The 20,242-nt window shown below is 44.7% G+C and carries 18 protein-coding genes; 10 read left to right on the top strand and 8 right to left on the bottom strand.

Translation table 11 applies throughout. The annotated features are described in order from the left end of the window. Positions 1-13 precede the first annotated feature (13 nt). The 3 genes from AB1L08_RS11200 to AB1L08_RS11210 form a co-directional block, all read right to left on the bottom strand. Positions 14-172, bottom strand: coding sequence for a hypothetical protein (locus tag AB1L08_RS11200; protein ID WP_413064736.1), 159 nt, complete (start codon positions 170-172; stop codon positions 14-16). A 2-nt stretch (positions 173-174) separates the two neighbouring features. Then, complete coding sequence (locus tag AB1L08_RS11205; protein WP_413064737.1) at positions 175-405, bottom strand: hypothetical protein; 231 nt, start codon at positions 403-405, stop codon at positions 175-177. A 193-nt stretch (positions 406-598) separates the two neighbouring features. Beyond that, the gene (locus AB1L08_RS11210; protein ID WP_413064738.1) at positions 599-1,219 is read right to left on the bottom strand and encodes a flavin reductase family protein; all 621 of its coding nucleotides are present in this window, start codon (positions 1,217-1,219) and stop codon (positions 599-601) included. Between the two features lie 337 nt (positions 1,220-1,556). Here AB1L08_RS11210 and AB1L08_RS11215 point away from each other — a divergent pair, with 337 nt between their 5' ends. Further along, positions 1,557-2,987, top strand: coding sequence for an RNA-guided endonuclease TnpB family protein (locus AB1L08_RS11215; protein ID WP_413064739.1), 1,431 nt, complete (start codon positions 1,557-1,559; stop codon positions 2,985-2,987). Positions 2,988-3,406: 419 nt separating this feature from the next. Here AB1L08_RS11215 and ytxJ read toward each other — a convergent pair whose 3' ends face one another. Together ytxJ and AB1L08_RS11225 are read right to left on the bottom strand one after the other, a co-directional pair. Next, positions 3,407-3,748 (bottom strand): bacillithiol system redox-active protein YtxJ, encoded by a 342-nt coding sequence (ytxJ, locus tag AB1L08_RS11220; protein ID WP_413064740.1) that lies wholly within the window; start codon positions 3,746-3,748, stop codon positions 3,407-3,409. 66 nt (positions 3,749-3,814) lie between these two features. Next, positions 3,815-4,876 (bottom strand): mechanosensitive ion channel family protein, encoded by a 1,062-nt coding sequence (locus AB1L08_RS11225; RefSeq protein ID WP_413064741.1) that lies wholly within the window; start codon positions 4,874-4,876, stop codon positions 3,815-3,817. Between the two features lie 480 nt (positions 4,877-5,356). Here AB1L08_RS11225 and AB1L08_RS11230 point away from each other — a divergent pair, with 480 nt between their 5' ends. From AB1L08_RS11230 to AB1L08_RS11245, 4 genes are all read left to right on the top strand, one after another. After that, the gene (locus AB1L08_RS11230; RefSeq protein ID WP_413064742.1) at positions 5,357-8,374 is read left to right on the top strand and encodes a DEAD/DEAH box helicase; all 3,018 of its coding nucleotides are present in this window, start codon (positions 5,357-5,359) and stop codon (positions 8,372-8,374) included. A gap of 416 nt (positions 8,375-8,790) precedes the next feature. Further along, positions 8,791-10,260 carry a catalase KatA gene (gene katA, locus AB1L08_RS11235; protein WP_413064743.1) on the top strand — a complete coding sequence of 490 codons (1,470 nt, stop codon included), beginning with the start codon at positions 8,791-8,793 and terminating at the stop codon, positions 10,258-10,260. 137 nt (positions 10,261-10,397) lie between these two features. Next, positions 10,398-11,624 carry a threonine synthase gene (locus AB1L08_RS11240; protein ID WP_413064744.1) on the top strand — a complete coding sequence of 409 codons (1,227 nt, stop codon included), beginning with the start codon at positions 10,398-10,400 and terminating at the stop codon, positions 11,622-11,624. Between the two features lie 41 nt (positions 11,625-11,665). Then, entirely contained in the window at positions 11,666-12,868 is a 1,203-nt protein-coding gene (locus tag AB1L08_RS11245; RefSeq protein ID WP_413064745.1) for a dicarboxylate/amino acid:cation symporter, read from the top strand. A 32-nt stretch (positions 12,869-12,900) separates the two neighbouring features. On the opposite strand, the gene uraA is transcribed toward AB1L08_RS11245, so the two are convergent. From uraA to AB1L08_RS11260, 3 genes are all read right to left on the bottom strand, one after another. Beyond that, complete coding sequence (uraA, locus tag AB1L08_RS11250; RefSeq protein WP_413064746.1) at positions 12,901-14,181, bottom strand: uracil permease; 1,281 nt, start codon at positions 14,179-14,181, stop codon at positions 12,901-12,903. Positions 14,182-14,411: 230 nt separating this feature from the next. Then, complete coding sequence (pepT, locus tag AB1L08_RS11255) at positions 14,412-15,668, bottom strand: peptidase T (RefSeq protein WP_413064747.1); 1,257 nt, start codon at positions 15,666-15,668, stop codon at positions 14,412-14,414. A gap of 192 nt (positions 15,669-15,860) precedes the next feature. Beyond that, entirely contained in the window at positions 15,861-16,181 is a 321-nt protein-coding gene (locus AB1L08_RS11260) for a winged helix-turn-helix transcriptional regulator (protein ID WP_413064748.1), read from the bottom strand. Between the two features lie 138 nt (positions 16,182-16,319). Here AB1L08_RS11260 and AB1L08_RS11265 point away from each other — a divergent pair, with 138 nt between their 5' ends. From AB1L08_RS11265 to AB1L08_RS11285, 5 genes are all read left to right on the top strand, one after another. Next, positions 16,320-17,177 carry a VOC family protein gene (locus AB1L08_RS11265; protein WP_413064749.1) on the top strand — a complete coding sequence of 286 codons (858 nt, stop codon included), beginning with the start codon at positions 16,320-16,322 and terminating at the stop codon, positions 17,175-17,177. Beyond that, positions 17,177-17,785, top strand: a complete 609-nt coding sequence (locus AB1L08_RS11270; RefSeq protein ID WP_413064756.1) for a nitroreductase family protein — start codon at positions 17,177-17,179, stop codon at positions 17,783-17,785. The genes AB1L08_RS11265 and AB1L08_RS11270 overlap by 1 nt, the downstream gene beginning before the upstream one ends. A 335-nt stretch (positions 17,786-18,120) precedes the next feature. Then, positions 18,121-18,711 carry a biotin transporter BioY gene (locus tag AB1L08_RS11275; protein WP_413064750.1) on the top strand — a complete coding sequence of 197 codons (591 nt, stop codon included), beginning with the start codon at positions 18,121-18,123 and terminating at the stop codon, positions 18,709-18,711. 14 nt (positions 18,712-18,725) lie between these two features. Then, on the top strand, positions 18,726-19,712 hold the full coding sequence (bioB, locus tag AB1L08_RS11280) for a biotin synthase BioB (protein WP_413064751.1): 987 nt from the start codon (positions 18,726-18,728) through the stop codon (positions 19,710-19,712). A gap of 348 nt (positions 19,713-20,060) precedes the next feature. Then, positions 20,061-20,242 (top strand): DUF4277 domain-containing protein (locus AB1L08_RS11285; protein WP_413064752.1); only part of this gene is annotated, 182 nt, incomplete at its 3' end.

Raw genomic sequence — 20,242 nt, forward strand, 5'->3', positions numbered from 1 at the left:
TGATTATTGCGCTTTAACCTTTGGTTAAGCCTCGTCTTTTGGCCAGCTTGTTTCTTTCTCCATCATCGGAAAGCTGTTCCGCGGTTTCGTAGTTTAAAGACCGTTGTATATCGGCATAAGACATGTTGTTATTGGGAGCCGCTTCTTCATTCAATCTTTCTTTTTTTGCCATGTCTACACCCCTTCCTGATCGCTGAAATAAGGATTGTCGGTTACAGGAAAATCTGCAGATTCAAGGCTTGTCCCTTTTTCCATTCCATACAACGATTCATTTTCTTCATCATCTTTCCGTTTCTTTTCCCCTTCGTTTTCCGTAACGGACATGAACCCGTATCCGGTAGGGCTTGGTTCAAGCCCTTCTTTTGGAGCCTTTTTTGCCGGTTTATAATAGTTCTTTTTTTCCATGACGGGATCCCTCCGAATGAATCAATTTTCCCCGTCATTATGTTGTCCCGTCTGGACATATCAATACTTTTTTATGGGATAAACTTTATTGCAGGCACTATTTTATACCTCCCTTTAGCGTTTTTTTTTAATTCACAACACGTCGGCTAATTGCTTAGTGTTTCTGTTCAAGCAATCTGAACGACCCTGAAAATTATTTTGGTCTTATAAGCTTGTAAATTTTTCCGATTTCCGCATATTCATTTCCCGCCAGGCGGGCGACAGGCTGGAGTTCGTTCGTTAGAATATACCCCTTTTCTGCGTCATATACGTCTTCTGCCATATGAATGTAAATAATCCGTGCCAAAATAAGGTCAGCCGCTGTCACGCCTTCATCATTTTTTATTTCGTAATGGTGCTCCACTTTACATTCGAACCGTACCTTCGCTTCTGCAACAGCCGGTACATTCACTTTTGTACTTTTGGCCGTTTGAAGGGAAGTCAATTCCAATTCACTTTCATCGGCCGACAGGGTTGCTGCCGTTTCGTTAATCTCTTTAATGATATGTTCCGTGCTAATATGGACAACTAATTCCCCGCTGGCCACGGCATTGCGGGAAGTGTCTTTCATTTCGCCGTTTCTTCTGCCGATGGACAGCGAGATGATCGGCGGTTTGCTGGAAACGATATTAAAAAAGCTGAAAGGAGCCGCATTAATCACTCCTTTTTCAGTTGCAACGGTTGTGACAAATGCAATCGGGCGTGGGGCAATCGTTCCGGTCATCATTTTATATACATCTTTTGATGTCATATCATCCGGGTTAAAAGTCAGCATGATTTACAGCCTCCAATACGTAACTGAAATATTTATGTTTATCGTACAATGTTCAGGTTAAAAAAGAAACGGTTTCGCTTTACCCCGTTTGAACTGGCAGTAAGTCCCCCTCTTCAAAATTTGCGGTAAAACGGCGATGGCAAGTGGGGGACTGCTGCCGGTAAAAGCCCGATTTGCTCAACTAACAATCAGTGGGGAAAAAACTGGCAGAAGGCCCGGTATTTCAATGCCGGGATGAATGCCAGAAACATAGGTTTAAAAAAGAAATCGGCCCTTGCTTTTATTTTTTAAATATTATATTATTAATACAGAACTTACGTTCGGAGGCCGGGTAAATATGGCGAAAAAAGGTCCCCACTATGTCGTAGAACTATTCCTCAAAACGGAGATTTTTCAAGTTCATATATTAGAGAAACGCCTTGAAATCGGCCGCCATATTTATAACGCCTGCAAGCGAAAAATGCTGGATCACATTCAACAAATGAGAAAAGATGAAACGTATCAATTTTGGCTCAAACAAGAGAAATCCAAGACACGCACAAAAAAATTAAACGAGATCCGAGAGGCATATGATGTCAGCAAAACCGGTGCGGAGCGTACCGTCAAGAATATGGGAAAACACTTCTTTGGCAAAAAGCCCAAAAACGAAAAGCACAAACAAAAGGTGCATTTAGACGCCCATGTCGTGCAAAAAATGGCACTTAATGTCTGGGAATCGATCGAAGGTTATCTTTTCAACCCAAAAACAAAAAAGGTCCATTTTAAAAAGTATGGAGATTTTCATACACTCGAAGGCAAAACCAATCAATCAGGGATCAGATACAAAAACGGCTTTGTGGAGTGGAACGGATTAAAAATAAAAGCAGAAATGCCAAAACCAGGTAAAGATCCATACCTGGAAGCAGCTTTGCACGATGAAATCGCTTATTGCCGGATTGTGCGCAAAATCATCCGTGGCAGAACGAAGTTTTATCTGCAGCTGGTCATGAAAGGCATCCCGCCCCAAAAGAGGAAACCGGTTGAAGGGAAAGTCGGCGTTGATAACGGCATTTCCACAGTAGCCACAGTCAGCGACAAAAGCGTGAACGTACAAGAGTTTTGCAAAGGCTTGGATGAGCTGGACAGAAAACGCCGCATCCTGCTCCGGAAGATGGACCGATCAAGGCGGGCAACAAACCCCAACAAATTCAATGATGACGGGACCTTTAAAAAAGGAAACAAAGATAAATGGATTCGCTCCAAACGTTATTGGAAGACTCTATACGAGTTAAAGGAGATTTGCCGGAAAATAGCAGCTGCAAGGAAAATGATGCATAACAAACTTGCGAATGAAATTCTTTCCGAAGGCAATGAAGTATATACGGAACGGATGAACTACAACGGGCTGCACAAAACCCGGTTAGGAAAACGAATCGGGATCAAGGCACCTGCCGCCTTTTTGGAGATACTTGACCGGAAACTGAAATACCAGGGCAGACAATTGATTTATGTCAATACCTGGACTGTAAAGGCCAGTCAGTACTGCCCAATCGCAGATACATTTGTCAAAAAGCCTTTGTCGCTCCGCTTCCACAACCTTCCCTGCGGACGAAAAATCCAGCGGGATATTTTCTCAGCCTGGCTCATTAAGAATGTAAACAAAACGCTTGATAAAGCAGATCGGCAAAAATGCTTGAATGAGTTTAATAAGTTCTATGAGATGTATCAATCATTCGAAGAAAAAATGCGCTCTTTAGGTGAAAAACACATTTCCAGTATTGGATTCTAAATGATATAGATATAACCTTTGTCGTGATGAAACCCACGAAAGATAGGCATATCTCCTGTCATGAGACAGTGGGTGTCAATGTCTATTGGTGTTGTATAGGTCAAACACCGGATGCGTACGTTAAGTTGTGAGAGCCGACCGCAAGGGAAGCCTCGAGCGAGTCCCCTCGTTCGACAGAACGATTTGTACGCGAACGTCGTGTGGAAAAGCTCCAGTCCGAAACCAGAACCTCATCTGGAAAGGGAAAAGCCCAAAGTACACACGCGCCATTGCGATTTGTCGCAATGGAATCGTGACCCTTTAGGGTCCCGGAACCTCCCCATTTCAATGGGGAGAGGTTTCAGGGTGGATGAATTAAAGGGAATCACAGATGCCGACGGAAGTCTTTTGTACGATGGCCGGCCGGCACCTTCCCTCAGCTACGCATTTAAATGCTCTTTTACCGCATCTTCGATATTTTTTTCGGTAATATCCCAATGGGATGCATTCCATAAAGCCTTTTCGTCTTTGATGAGGAAGATTTGCGGAGATTCGTGCTTGATGTCGAGGTCGCTCGCAATCTGATCAGAGACAGTCCGGCTTTCACTGACGATTAAGAAATATTTATCCATGTCTGATGGAAAGTTCTCATATTCTTTAAAGGCGTTGGCACTGATCGGGCATGTCGAGCTGTGTTTAAAAACGAATACAGGTCCCTCGTTTGTTTTATGCAAGACTTTTTCCCATTCATCTGTTGTATTAAGCTGTATTAAAGTAGACATATGCATCATCCTTTCATCCTCTTTTTTTTATTATGGCAGATTTTATAGATTCATTCATGATTTTTCTTAATGTTCATCGATATCCGTCGGAGAATCAGCGAGTTGAATCTTGTTTTGATAAAAGGCCGAGATAATATGATGGCGCAGCTTGTCCTCAAGTTTCTCTTTTACTTTGGCATCCTTTACGGGTACCTCTACGGCAAAAAGCAGGGCAGCATCACGAATATCGACAAACCGGACTGCCGGTAAAGGTTCCGGAAGCACTCCCTCTATCTCTTTAATTCCTTCACTAACGGCCGCTTTTAAAAGTGCTTTGATTTTTTCTGTATCGTTTCCGTATGCCGCACCAACATGAACGATTGCAAAAAGAGGAGAATTCGACCTGTTCATAATGACATTTTCAATGAGATATTGGTTTGGTATGATGAGTGTTCCTTCTTTATACAGATACAAAGAGGTAGAGCGGAGCCTAATCTTTGAAACAACCCCAATTTCACCGTCCACTTCTACGACCTCTCCTACTTCGAGCGGCTTTTCGAACAATATAATCAGTCCTGAAACAAAGTTCGCGGCAACATTTCTCAATCCAAATCCGATCCCAATCCCAAGCGTGCTAAAAACGATCGCAATTCCTTTCCAGTTTAAACCAACAATTGAAAAACTCACAATGACCGCCGTGATCATCACCGTATAATAAATTAACCGGTTTATCGTGTATCTCATCCGGGCATCAACCGAAAACCGGTCATATAAGATCGGCATTAAATGTTTGGTGAGCGTTTTAACAACACGATTTGCGAAAGTGATCACCAAAATGGCCACCAAAATAAGAAAAAGCGAGACATCCAGTCCTTTTACACTATATAACGGTGCAAACAGCCAATTTTCTTTTGAAAAATAAAAAAGAAATAAAATGATGGTTCCGTAAAATGAAGCCCAATTGAATATCGCTTCAACCGTAGGGATCCAATTGTTTTTTGATTGGACTGAACGGAAAGTCTTTTTTAGAAGAAAGATGATTCCATTTTTGGCAAGAAAAATGAAACCGACATATACAAAAAATGGAAAAATATCCTTTATTGAAACGTTTTTCAAAAATGCCAGGTTGAGGCCAATGTTTTCTTTCACGTACACACTCCCTTCCGCAAGGTTCCTATGGCTTTTCCCTTTTGCCATGGGCGGCAAACGGGTGATGGATCGGTTTAATCTTGCATGATTCGGGCAGCGAGACTTTCGCCCCAAACCTATCATGGGAGATCGGTTTAGTTTGGGAATCCCAGCGACAAGCACAAGACGAATTGCGGGGAGGCGCTTTTCACCAAAGCAACCGACGTCATCACTTCGTTTCAGACATCTTCATGCAGTTTTGCTCAATATTGACATCTAATGATAAAATAGGTTAGATATAGAAAAATTGAAATAAAGGATAGAAAGAAGGTTGGCATCACTATTTTGGTACCTTTTAATAAAAGCGATGTCGAGAGAATGTTCACCCCCATCTTTTACAGGCGTGGGAGGGAGTATTATTTTCAGGATCGGGTTGGAAAATTAAACTTTGAACATTTTAATGGGACTTGCTGGGCATATGTAGAGGGCAGTCATTCTTACATGGTAGAAGTACAACTGAATAAAAACCAGGAGCCTATCACCATTTCCTGTGACTGCAAAGCGTTTATGCAATATGGCGAATGCAAGCATATCGTGGCAGTGATGCTGAAAATGTGCGAACAGGAAGCGGATATCATAAAGATGGCGAAGTACTTGGACAACGGGAAATATTATGCCGCGGAAGAACTGCTTCAATCGATTGTTGCTGCGCCCGCTGAATCTCCCGTTTCTTCGTTTGGAAAAAAGCCAATGAAAATCCAATATGACTGCGATTTTTCCAATCCACAAGCTTTGTTCGTTGAAATAAAAGCGGGTGTAGATCACTTATATGTTGTACGAAATGTGGGCGAATTCATCCATAATATAAAGGAAGGCCGTGAACACCCTTTTACCGCTAAATTTACTTACAGCCCCGAAGAACATGCAGTAACTTCGGCAGACCGGGAAATATTATATGAGCTTTTGGCAATGATCGAAAACGAACGGCTGTACGCAGAGGGTCTCCGCTATTATAATTCGGGCACTGCGATTTATTCAACGGCCCGCTCCGTCATGATTCCCCCGCTCTTTGCCAAGTCACTTTTGGAAAAATTGACACAGAGAAACGCCGTCGGAAAATTGGAAAGAAGCTCTTTTTCCGAAATAAAAGTGTTGGATGAACCCTTTCCGTTTCGGTTTGAACTCGACAAAAACGAAGAGAAGGAATTGGAACTTCTTTTGCCGCATATGGAAAATACCGTTTTTATGAAGCCATATGGACTTGTTTTTTTGAACGGGATGATTTATTATCCGGCCGCGGAAATTTTGCCGCTCATAGAAAAAATTTTGGATATTGAAAATAAAACGAACCGGGTATTTATCCCGACCGATCATGCAGACGCATTTGTTTCGGAAGTGCTCCCGAGGCTGAAAAAAGTCGGTACCGTTCAAGTGGCGGAAAAGGTAAAAGAACAAATTATCCAGGTGCCGCTGACGGCAAAGGCGTATCTCGATCTCGAAGAAGATACGATTAAGGCCAGGCTTGAATACCGTTATGGAGACTTTCTGGTTGATCCTTTTCAGCCGCAGGGGCAGGGTGAGACCATTTTAATCAGGGACGTGGAAAAAGAGCAGGAAATCATGAACATTATTGAGAATGCGGGGATGAAATATAACGGGAAGGAGCTCCATCTGCGGCTTGATGAAGAGGAGCTTTACGAATTTATATTGACTATTTTGCCGGCTCTTGGCGAACGCTGTGAATTGTATATGACCAAACGCCTCCGTCTTTTGGTATTGGAAGAGCAGCCCGTGCCGAAAGCGGCGGTTCGAACAGATGAATCTTTCGGGTTACTGGAAATCAGTTTTCAAATGGATGGGGTCGATCAGGAAGAAATTGCAAAAATCATGGAAAACACCATTGAAAAAAAACGGTTTTACAAACTCAAAAGCGGAGCGATTTTATCTCTTGAAACCGAGGAATTTCGGTCGCTCCAGGAGATGTTTGCCGATTTCCATATTAAAAGCAGTGAAGTGGCAAAGGGCAAATTGGAAGTGCCGATTTACAGAGGCATGCAGGTGGATGAAGCGCTCCGCACGAAAAAGCAGTACGACCCGTCTTTCCGCATGCTGCTTGATCATTTAAAAAGGCCGGAGGAACAGACATATCCGCTTCCGGAAGGATTGCAGGCTTCGATGCGGGAATACCAGAAAACGGGTTATCAATGGTTCCGCTCGCTGTCCCATTATCATTTGGGCGGAATTCTGGCCGATGACATGGGGCTTGGAAAAACGCTGCAAAGCATTGCTTATTTATTATCGGTGATGGAGGGAAACCAGCATTTAATCGTTGCTCCTGCATCCCTGATTTATAATTGGCAAAGCGAATGGGACAAATTTGCTCCCGGCGTCAAAACAGCGGTTATTTCGGGGACACCAGGTGAACGAAAAAAAATTTTGAATGGGAAAGAGGCCGGCATTTTGATCACTTCCTATTCAACGCTTCGACAGGATATAGAATGGTATAAAGACAAACAGTTTCATACGCTGATTTTGGATGAAGCCCAGTTTATTAAAAATTATACGACGAAGGCTGCTTCTGCAGTCCGGAAAATCCGGGCATCGAGGAAGTTTGCATTAAGCGGAACGCCTATTGAAAACTCCGTAGATGAACTATGGGGCATTTTCCAGGCGATTTTGCCAGGGCTGTTTCCGGGGCTGAAAGATTTCAAAAAGATGGAGCCCGAAAAAATTTCAAACATGATCAGGCCTTTTATATTGCGCAGACTTAAGTCTGACGTGTTAAAAGAGCTTCCTGACAAAATTGAATCGACCCATATTACAGAGCTGTCAAAAGAACAAAAAGAGCTGTATGTTGGCTATTTGCAGCGCATCCAGCAGGAAGCGGCTGCTTCCCTGCAAGGAGAGGGATTCCAAAAAAGCCGGATGAAAATTTTGGCAGGGATCACGAGATTGCGTCAGCTTTGCTGCCATCCCCTGCTTTTTTTGGAAAACTATCATGGGACCTCGGGAAAATTGGAACAGCTTATGGAAATTGTCGAAAATTCCATTGCAAACGGGAAACGGCTCCTCATCTTTTCTCAATTTACGAGCATGCTGGACATCATTCAAGCCATGTTGACAAAGGCCGGTTATCCGCATTTTTATTTAAACGGCCAAACTCCTTCGCAGGAACGGCTGCGCATGAGTGAACGGTTTAATGAAGGCGAGAAGGCCATTTTCCTTATCTCGTTAAAGGCAGGCGGTACGGGGCTCAATCTGACAGCAGCCGATACGGTCATTTTGTATGATTTATGGTGGAACCCGGCTGTAGAAGATCAGGCGGCAGGGAGGGCCCATCGCTTTGGACAAAAAAATGTCGTTCAGGTCATTCGGCTGATTACAAAAGGCACCATTGAAGAAAAGATCTATCATCTTCAGCAAAGGAAAAGGGAGCTGATCGAGCAGGTTATTCAGCCCGGAGAAACAATGCTGTCCAGCCTGTCTGAAGAAGACATAAAAGAAATATTGAGCATATAAATGGCTGCCTGAGGGCAGCCTTTTTTTGAGTATTTTTGAGTTGACCAAAAATGAGCAAATTGTTTGATTTTTGTATTCCACAGCCTATCTTATACTACTGAAAAAGATATGTTCATAGACGAACTTGGAACAATCAAAAATAAATCGTTGATCAAAATGCCTAAATATTTCGAAATATAATACTCATGCATCTTACGTTGAAAATAGTTCTCAATAATACTTCGGATGCTGTAAAGTACTGATCGTCTGTTTGGTTGAATATATTCTTTAAAAAATAGACAAAACCTCAAAGTGGTGTTAAGGGAGGCTGTTTATGATATATATTTTAAAATGATAATTATTTTAACTTGAAACTCATTATTGACCATGTTATGATGAAAAAGATTAGAATTATTATAAATAAGGTGGGATGCATTGTGACGAAAAAAGATCACCGCTTGACGACGAGCTGGGGTGCGCCTGTAGGAGACAACCAAAATTCCATTACTGCCGGTTCCCGTGGACCGACGCTCATTCAAGACGTTCATTTATTGGAAAAGCTCGCTCATTTTAACAGGGAAAGAATTCCCGAGCGGGTTGTTCACGCAAAGGGTGCCGGGGCACATGGGTATTTTCAGGTAACGAATGATGTATCGAAATATACGAAAGCCAAGTTTTTATCGGAAGTTGGCAAGAAAACGCCCATGTTTATCCGTTTTTCAACAGTTGCCGGAGAACTCGGTTCAGCGGACACCGTCCGGGATCCGCGCGGATTTGCCGTGAAATTTTACACGGAAGACGGCAATTATGACTTGGTGGGAAACAATACGCCTGTATTCTTTATCCGTGATGCGATTAAGTTCCCGGACTTTATTCATACGCAGAAAAGAGATCCGAAAACACATTTGAAAAATCCGAATGCGGTTTGGGATTTCTGGTCCTTGTCGCCTGAATCGCTTCACCAAGTAACCATTTTAATGTCAGACCGCGGTATTCCGGCAACATTCCGCCATATGAACGGTTATGGAAGCCATACATTTAAATGGACGAACGCCGAAGGTGAAAGTGTATGGGTAAAATACCACTTTAAGACCGATCAAGGCATTAAAAATCTTGATGTAAATCTTGCGGCAAAACTGGCCGGAGAAAATCCGGATTACCATACCGAAGACCTGTATAATGCCATTGAAAATGGCGACTATCCTTCCTGGACGCTGCATGTACAAATCATGCCGCTTGAAGATGCCGACACGTACCGCTTTGATCCGTTTGACGTCACGAAAGTATGGTCGCAAAAGGATTATCCGCTCATTGAAGTTGGAAAGATGGTGCTGAACCGCAACCCCGAAAACTACTTTGCAGAAGTCGAGCAGGCGACATTCTCTCCAGGCACGCTCGTTCCGGGCATCGACGTATCACCGGATAAAATGCTCCAAGGCCGTTTGTTTGCCTACCATGACGCCCACCGTTACCGTGTCGGAACGAATCATCAGCTTCTGCCGATTAACCGTCCGATCAATGGTATTAACAACTATCAGCGCGATGGGGCCATGCGTTTTGATGACAATGGCGGCGGGTCCGTCTATTATGAGCCAAACAGTTACGGCGGTCCAAAAGAAACACCGGAAAATAAGCAAGCTGAATATGCTGTCTCCGGAGTTGCGGCAAGCACCAGCTATGACCATCATGACCACTACACACAACCGGGCGACTTGTACCGCCTCTTAACCAAGGAAGAGCGCGAGCGGCTTGTTGCGAATATCGTCGCTTCCATGAAGCCGGTTGAAAAAGATGAAATCAAACTTCGCCAAATCCGCCATTTCTACAAAGCGGATCCCGAGTACGGAACGAAAGTGGCCGAAGGTCTTGGACTTCAAGTTCCATCTGATGAAGAGATATTGGCATAATACAGAAAACGAATTTGCGGGAGCCTGATGCGGGTTCCCGTTTTTTGTGGATAAAAAAATGCTTGTTCTTAATTAATCTCCTCTTTTTTAATAAAGCGGCCAAACGGGGCATATGATGTATCGAGGGAGGAGAATGTATGTCATTTAGCCATATATCGCACTTATCCTGTGCCAAGTGTTCATTGGTGTTCAAGCCTGACGAAGTACAACAGCTGTGCCGGTGCGGGTCCCCGCTTCTCGTAAACTACGATTTGGCAGCCATCTCCATGCAATTAAAACCGGAACATTTTTTAAAAAGAAGAAATGACCTTTGGCGTTACCATGAATTACTGCCTGTCAAAAATCCCGACAATATTGTCTCACTTGGCGAAGGGATGACTCCGATGATCCCGATGAAGAAAATCGGGACTGAAATGGGCTTGCCCAAGTTGTGGATGAAAGATGAAGGTTTGTCTCCTACAGGTACATTTAAAGCCCGCGGCGCCGCGATTGGCATATCCAAAGCGAAAGAGCTTGGGGTAAGAAGACTCGTCATGCCGACAAACGGGAATGCCGGAGCCGCCTGGTCCCTTTATGCAGCCAAAGCGGGAATCGAAGCGGTTATTATCATGCCTGTTGATGCTCCTCCATTCATCCGTTCCGAAGTTGCAGCAACAGGATCCAGACTATTCTTCGTGAACGGCTGGATCAGCGATGCGGGGAAAATGGCTGCCAAAGCCGCTGCCGATTTCCATTTATACGATGCTTCCACCTTAAAAGAGCCGTACAGAATTGAGGGCAAAAAAACAATGGGCTATGAAATTGCAGAGCAGCTGCATTGGAAAGTCCCTGATGTCATCATCTATCCTGCAGGGGGTGGAGTCGGGTTAATCGGGATTTACAAGGCATTTCGCGAATTACAGCAACTAAGGTGGATTGATCAAGATAAAATGCCGAGACTTGTTGTCGTCCAATCGGCAGGCTGTGCTCCCATTGTAAAAGCGTGGGAGGAGGGAAAAACGCAATCGGAATTTTGGGATGACGCCAAAACAGTTGCTTTTGGGATCAATGTTCCGAAAGCTTTGGGGGACTTTTTGGTGCTGAAAGCCATTTACGAAACGAACGGCGTGGCATTGGCCGTAAATGATCATGAAATCTTGGAGGAACAAAAACGAATTGTCCAAACAGAAGGCGCTTTTGTATGCCCGGAAGGAGCGGCAGCGTTTTTGGCGGCACGAAAACTAAGTAGTGCCGGATTGGTTGATCAAAATGATGCAGTGGTCACAGTGAATACCGGGATGGGGCTGAAATATTTGAATGCCGATGTGCCGGACATTCCAGTTTTACAACGGGATGAATATATCAGCAACTTTCATGATGATTGAATTCTCCCTCAATCACCTTGAGGAACAAAGGAGATCTGCCCATGAGAAAGAACTTTATGTTTCAAATTTTGGCCGCCTTTATCCTTGCTGTGCTGGCAGGATGGATTTTCGGGGAAAGAGCAACAGTTGTTCAGCCGCTGGGGGATTTGTTTTTAAGGCTTATTAAATTTATTATTGTCCCCCTTATATTGTCCACGATTATTGTAGGGGTAACGGGTACTGGTGATGCGAAAAAACTGGGGAGGCTCGGGGGAAAGGCGCTTGTCTACTTTCTTGTGACCAGTTTTATCGCCATTGCGCTCGGACTTTTTTCGGGATTTGTTTTTCAGCCGGGCGCGGGTGTCGAAGTGGCTGCCCAAGGGGAAGCTATTGAAGCAGCCGAGACTGAAGGCGTCATTGAAACGCTATTAAACATTATTCCGACCAATCCAATCGAAGCTTTAACGACCGGTGCCGTATTACAAATCATTTTCTTTGCGGTTTTTACCGGAATTGGCATTTCTCTCGTTGGTGAAAAAGCCGCTCCTGTCCAGCGGTTTTTCGAGGGAATGGCTGAAGTGATGTATAAAATTACCGGCATTGTGATGAAACTTGTTCCGCTCGGCATATTTGGCTTGCTGGCCCCCATTGTCGGAACGTACGGAGCATCCGTCCTGCTGCCGCTTATGAAAGTGATCATCGCAATGGTTGTCGCTGTCATCGTCCATGTTGCCCTCGTTTATTCGGCTGCGGTAAAAACATTCGGAAAGATGAATCCGCTTTATTTCTTTAAGGGAATCTTTCCTGCCGCCTCCGTCGCTTTTGCAACATGCAGCAGTTCAGGAACACTGCCGGTAACCATGAAAAACACCGAGGAAAATTTGGGAATATCAAAAACGACGACAAGCTTTGTTTTGCCGCTCGGCGCAACGATCAACATGGACGGAACGGCCATTTATCAAGGGATTGCCGTCATGTTTGTAGCCCAGTATTTCGGTGTTGAATTAACGTTTGCGCAAATTTTAATCGCCGCGCTTATGGGAACGCTTGCTTCGATTGGAGCGGCGGGTGTGCCGGGTGCGGGATTGGTGATGCTGACCATGACGCTGGCTGCCGTAAATCTGCCGCTTGAAGGAATTGCCTTAATTGCCGGGATTGACAGGATTTTGGATATGCTCAGGACATCCGTGAATATAGTGGGGGACGCTTCCGCCTGCGTGGTTGTGGAACCTGGAAGCCAAAATACAGTGCAAAAAACAGCTTGAAACATGGAGACCGGGCGCTTGCGCCCGGCTTTTTAGTCATTCGTTAAATTCAGTTTTTCCAACAGTTTAAAGAACAAGCTCAATATGATGGCAACGACCGTAGCCAATCCCATTCCGGACAAAGGAACAGTGCCCATGTGAATGGATGCGCCGCTGATGCCGATGGCCAGGACAACACACGTCAAGATCATATTATATGAAGTGTTATAATTGACGTTCGCCTCCACAAGCATCCGGATGCCGCTTACTCCGATGATCCCGAAGAGCAGAAGTGATATGCCGCCCATGACAGGCGCAGGAATTGATGAAATGAGCGCCGCCAATTTGCCGCAAAACGAAAGAACAATGGCAATGCATGCCGCGATGCCGATAATCCAGGTCGAATAAACCCTTGTAATGGCCAAAACACCGATATTTTCTCCATACGTTGTGTTGGGGGTGGAACCGACAAAGCTTGATATGATGGTCGAAATCCCGTTGCTCATTAAAGAGCGGTCCAACCCGGGGTCCTTGACCAGGTCTTTTTTGACAATGTTTCCTGTGACGACAAGATGGCCGATATGCTCCGGCACAAGTACAAGGGCAGCGGGCAGGATGAGAAAGACATCCGCCCAATTGAATTTCATTGCATAATATGTGGGCGTTGTAATCCAATCCGCTTGCTGGACGGCAGTCAAATCAACCATGTTCATCGCTAAGGCAATCAAATATCCGGAAACAATCCCAAGCAGGATGGGGATGATTTTTAAAAACCCGCGCATCGTGACCCAGCATACGATCGTAATGCCAAGCGTCAGCAAAGAGACGGTAATGGCCTGGGGATCGGGCGCCCAATTGGCCGCGGCGTCCTCCGGTTTTGCCAAACCTGCCATTCCGGCTGCAACCGGAACCAGTTCGAGACCGATGACGGCGACAATCGCTCCCATGGCGGCAGGGGGAAAAATAACATCAATCCATGCCGTTCCGACCAGTTTTACGATCAGCGCTATGAGTATAAGGACAATCCCGACAACAAGGAATCCACCGAGTGCATATGCGTAACCCTCTCCTCCCGAATAGTTGCCCAAAACGGCAAATACCGGAGAAATAAAAGCAAAACTGGAACCGAGATAAGCGGGTATTTTTCCTTTTGTGATCAGTATATAAAGCAACGTGCCAATGCCGTTCATGAGTAAAATGGTCGCGGGGTCCACTTTAAACAATAACGGAACCAAAACGGTGGAACCAAACATGGCAAATAAGTGCTGGAAACTGAGTGGCAAGCTTTTTAAAATGGGCAGTCGTTCATGGACCTGAATTTCTCGTTGGCTCATGTTATTCTCTCCTATGATTATTTTTGTCCGCAAAAAAGCACCTTGTCCGAAAATGGCAAGGTGCTTTGTATGATCCATAAAAAAGTCCACCGTATGCATACGGTTGATCGAACACCTTGCCAGCCTCACGGGACCGATTTAAAGGCAGAAAGATGAAATTGTCTTAAGTATTATGTCAGGTAGATAGTTGAAAGTCAACTGTTTTGGCGAAAATAAATTAATAAATCAATTTATCGACCATGATGGTTAAAGCTTTCCGCGCGTTCCTCAAATAATTTACAAATTTCTACGATCGTATATACGGCTTGTTCCATTACATCGACGGATGCAAATTCATAAGGGCCGTGAAAGTTTTCTCCCCCCGTAAAAAGGTTTGGTGTCGGCAGTCCCATGAACGATAGCTGGGATCCGTCCGTACCCCCGCGGATGGGGAGAATGACCGGTTCTATTTGCAATTGTTTCATGGCATCCGCGGCAATATCGACAATTTCTTTAACGGGCTCAATTTTTTCCCGCATATTGTAGTACTGGTCTTTTATATTGACGAACACGCGGCCCTGGCCGTATTTTTCATCAAGCCCGCGGGCAATGGTTTGAACGAGCGCTTTTTTTTCTTCAAATTTTTGGCGGTCGAAATCACGGATGATATAGTGCAACGTTGTTTCTTCCACGTTGCCCTGGAACGATAAAAGGTGGAAAAAGCCTTCATATCCGTCCGTCCATTCAGGGGTTTCATGGGCGGGAAGCTGTCCGTGAAATTCCATCGCAAGCTTTTGCGAATTGACCATAATGCCTTTGGCGGATCCCGGATGTATATTGGTTCCTTTGAATGTGACCTCCGCACTTGCAGCATGGAAGCTTTCGTACTGCAGCTCGCCTAGCCTGCCGCCGTCCACCGTATAGGCAAAAGCGGCGTTAAACGCTTCCACATCAAACCTGTGAGGACCCCTTCCAATTTCTTCATCCGGGGTAAAGGCCACCCTTACTTTCCCGTGTTTTATTTCCGGATGCTTCAGCAAATAATCCATCGCCGTCATGATTTCGGCAATTCCTGCTTTATTGTCGGCGCCAAGCAGTGTCGTCCCATCTGTCGTTACGAGCGTATGGCCGATATAATCCAGCAATGACGGAAATTCTTTTGGGGATAAGATCATCTGTTTTTCTTCGTTCAAAATGATGTCTTTCCCGTCATAGCTTTCAATCATTTGCGGGTTTACCCCCGCACCGGTAAAATCGGTGGCCGTGTCCATATGGGCCAAAAATCCGATCGTCGGCACGTCTTTATCCGTATTGGACGGGAGGGTAGCCATAACATATCCATTTTCGTCAACTGTGACATCGATCATTCCAATCGCTTTTAATTCTTTCGCGAGCTGCCGGGCCAGTGTCCATTGTCCGGGAGTGGATGGGCATGAATCACTGCTTGCATCCGATTGCGTATCGATCTTTACATAAGAAGTAAATCTGTTAATGATTTCGTTTTTCAATTTTTTCTATCTCCTTTCTTTTTAATGTAAATAAGTGAGGATACAATAAAGTGAAACTGCAATCAGTGGAGGACTCTCCTATCCCCCACTTACCATTCTCGTTTTACCGCAAATTTTGAAGGGGGGTCTTACTGCCAGTTAAAGCGGGATAAACAAAAAAACGCCGACTGTCTTATGAAAAGCAATCGGCCTTTAAGATTTTGCCGGGATTTCGATCCACTTTTCACTCCATTTTTCAATTTCTTTCATGATGGGACCAAGTGCTAATCCTTTTTCAGTCAGCGAATATTCTATTCTTACCGGGGTTTCCGGATATACTTCACGTTTGACAATGCCTTCTTTTTCTAGATCCTTTAAGCGTTCTGATAAGACGCGGGCACTAATCGGCATGGCTGCTTCCACAGTGCAGAAACGCTGCGGGCCATTCAAAAGCTGGTGAATAATCAGTCCTGTCCATCGCTGCCCCAATATACCCATCGCTTTTTCAAACTTCGGACATTTATTCGCATTCATTGTCCTCACCTCGCTCAACATTATTATATCATTAGAAGCATGATTTATATAAAATATATTTTACATGACTTGACATCATTTGTTAACTAATATAAAGTTACTTACATAAAGTAAGCTTATTGAGAAGGGAGGCACTAAATGGCTCATCCTATTGTGGGTGAAATTCAGCTGACCGTCCGGGATATAGAGCGCACCGCAGGTTTTTATCAACACATCCTTGGCCTGCAGTTGCTGAATCGAACCGGGAGTTCCGCATCGTTTACAGCAGATGAAAAAAGCGTCATGCTTACGCTTGCGGAAAGTAAAAATGCGAAGCCAAGGGCGCCCGGAACGGCCGGACTGTATCATATGGCGTTTCTTTTGCCGAACCGCCCGTATCTCGCTGATGTATTAAAGCATTTTATCCAAATCCGCCTTCCTTTGCAAGGTGCATCCGACCACCATGTCAGTGAAGCGATCTATCTGGCGGATCCGGAAGGAAACGGAATTGAAATATATGCAGACAGGCCGAAAGAAGAATGGCGCTGGAAGAATGATCAAGTGTTTATGACGACAACAGCGCTTGATGCAGAAAACCTGATGCAGGAAGCTTCTGCGGCCGGCTGGCAAGGAATGCCTGCCGCAGCCGTGATGGGGCATATCCACTTGCAAGTGGCGGACTTGGCTTCTTCCGAGCATTTTTACTGTAATGGACTCGGTTTTGACAAGATGCTCCATTATGGCAGCCAAGCATTGTTTATTTCCAAACATCGCTACCACCATCATATCGGTTTAAACACGTGGAACAGTATAGATGCGCCTCCCCCTGAAGAAAACAGTACAGGATTAAAACGGTATTCCATTCTTTTTCCGAGTAAAGAAGAACGGGAAAAAGCGGCCCGGCAATTGGAAAAAATCAATGCATCCATTTTTGTGAAAAATGACATCATAATGACGAAAGACCCATCTGGTATCCGAATTTATTTAGAAGTTGAACATAAAGGAGAGCATGCATGATGATTCAAACAAAACAAGATTTTTTTACCGCTGTGAAAGAAAGGCGTTCCTACTACGCCATTAGCAAGGAGTCGGATATTTCCGACCAGCAGATTGAAGAATTGCTCGCTAATGCCATCAAATATGCCCCGACATCTTTTAACTCCCAAAGCGGCAGGGTGGTATTGCTGCTCGGGGAAAATCATGACAAGCTTTGGAACATAACGGAAGCTGCTTTAAGAGAAATAGTTCCCGAAGAAAATTTCGGGCCTACTGCTCAAAAAATGGAAGGCTTTCGGAAGGGGTATGGAACCGTCCTGTTTTTTGAAGACCTGTCTGTCGTAAAATCGTTGCAGGAGCAATTCCCGACTTACGCCGATAAGTTTCCGGATTATTCCTTGCAGTCATCCGGCATGCTGCAATATATCGTTTGGACGGCATTGGAAATCGAAGGATTCGGAGCATCCCTGCAGCATTACCAGCCGCTGATTGATGAAGCTGTCCAAAAAATATGGGGCATCCCTTCCGACTGGAAGCTGCTCGCCCAAATGCCATTTGGAAAACCGACGGCCCATCCGGGTGAAAAAGAATTTCAAAGCATTAAAGAGCGGTTCAAAGTGTTTAAATAAAAATCTGGGCGTCCAAAAGAGGGCGCCCTTTAATAAATCTGGACAAGAGGCTGTTCCAAAACGATTTTAAATAGAAGGGGACTCCTTCTACCATCGGGTTACAAACCCTCGGGATTGTACCCGATTTTGTGTTTCCTCTGCAGTTTGGCCACTTCGCCGCATGATTCGATACAGTCCCTCAGGATCATTCGTTTCCCCCTCCAACATTCGTGCTTTATGATTGGTACCTTGAAGGTGAAATTTGTTACAATTGTTAACTATTATTAATAATAGGTTGACAATATTGCTGGAAATCTATTATTCTCTACATAGTATGAAAAAGGAGTGATAAATAAATGAGCATGTCGTCGGTAAGCAGTAAAAGCAGGCTGCGAACACTGGATATGGTATATATCAGCTTATTTTCCGCCCTGATGATGATAGGAGCCAATATCACCTCTTTTTTGCCCTTCATGGTTGTTGGCGGAGTTCCTATCACACTGCAGGCTTTTTTCGCGGTTCTGGCAGGGGCGTTTCTCGGAGGGCGCCTTGGGGCTATTTCCATGGGAGTATATACGCTGATCGGCCTTGCGGGGGCTCCGGTTTTTGCACGTTTTCACGGAGGGATTGGCCAAATATTAAGCCCTACCTTCGGATTTATTATTGCCTTTATTTTTACGGCATACATAACAGGAAAAATGGTTGAAAAAAACAGGAGCGTGTTCCGTTTCGTCACGGCAGCATTGATTGGAACGGCTGTCAGTTATTTGTTTGGTACGAATTGGATGTATATGGCCTATAAACTTTGGGCACAGGCTCCAGAGGCTTTTTCTTATAAAATAGCTTGGGCATGGATGGCGGTTCCGCTTCCAAAGGATATTATTTTGGCGGTATTTGCCGGAGTGTTTGCACATCGGATGAGGAAAATCGTTAAAACGGGGAAATAGGGGAGAGTGTTATAATGAGTGTATATGAACATATGGCTGACACGGTACTTGAAGGAAAAGAGCTGACAGATGAGCAGGCGATGGCCGTTCTGGAAAGCCCGGATGAAGAATTGCTGCCGCTTCTTCATGCAGCGTACAAAGTGAGGAAACAATTTTACGGCAACAAAGTGAAGCTGAACATGATCATCAACACAAAATCGGGACTGTGTCCGGAAAATTGCGGGTATTGTGCCCAATCAATCGTATCGAAGGCGCCAATTGAAAAATATGCCATGATGAAGAAAGACGAAATTGTGGCGGGGGCGAGTAGGGCTGCCGAACTGCATGCAGGAACGTACTGCATCGTGGCAAGCGGACGCGGCCCGGCCAACCGTGAATTGGATATCGTGATCGATGCCGTAAAGGAAATCAAATCCATCCATCAGGATATGACCATTTGCGCCTGTTTGGGCATACTGAAGCCAGAACAGGCTGTCCGCTTAAAGGAAGCGGGAGTGGACCGCTACAATCATAATATCAACACGTCAAGCCGGCATCATGCCAATATTACGACTTCGCACACATATGATGATCGTGTCAGCACGGTGGAAACGGTGAAAGAATCCGGGATTTCGCCATGTTCCGGGGTCATTGTCGGCATGAAGGAAACGAAAGAAGATATCATCAATATGGCGCGCAGTCTCAAGGCGCTAGACGCGGACTCCATCCCGGTCAATTTTCTTCACGCAGTGGATGGGACGCCCCTTGAAGGGACGAATGAGTTAAATCCGCGTTATTGCTTGAAGGTGCTCTGTCTGTTTCGATTCATTAATCCGATGAAAGAAATTCGAATTTCAGGGGGGCGGGAAGTCAATTTGCGCAGCCTTCAGCCGCTCGGTCTGTATCCGGCCAATTCCATTTTCATCGGAGACTATTTAACAACCGAAGGGCAGGAAGGAACAAAAGATTGGCAAATGCTTGAGGACATGGGCTTTGAGGTGGATTTGGAACCGTTAAACTAAAAAAGTCGCACCGTTTTGAAAAAAATTTAACCGTTTATAAAAAAGATGACCCTAATTTCTTATCTCTATAAAGAGGGGATCTCGATTTTTCTTGTGGATTACCTGTCAGCGGTAATCAAGTTATGCCATTAAGGCGTCCTTATTTGAAGATGGGCAAACGCTATTTTGGAAGGAAACTGTGGGGAAAAAGAAAAAGGGATATTCCATTATTTGTAGAAATATATGTATATGCATCCCATCTTCCGCATATCAATAAATGTAGAAATTTGAATTGTTTTGTTTAATAAAAGGAATCCTGATTCACTGCGTCGAATCCATTCTGAACAACCTATGAATGGAGTGATTCCTGTGCCAAAGCTGGCCGATGATTTACAAATCATCCATGCACGCTCGTCTTCCGTCATCGCGCATTTCTGCGATTCACTGAATGTGGTTGGCCATATAAACGAGCGTGTATCTTGGGATCCGCAGCGAACAGATATGTCTCCCGGTGAAGCAATCAAAGCCCTCGTTATCAACCTGCTTGTTAA

The sequence above is a fragment of the Siminovitchia jepli genome (assembly GCF_047228825.1).
Classification (GTDB): Bacteria; Bacillota; Bacilli; order Bacillales; family Bacillaceae_C; genus Siminovitchia.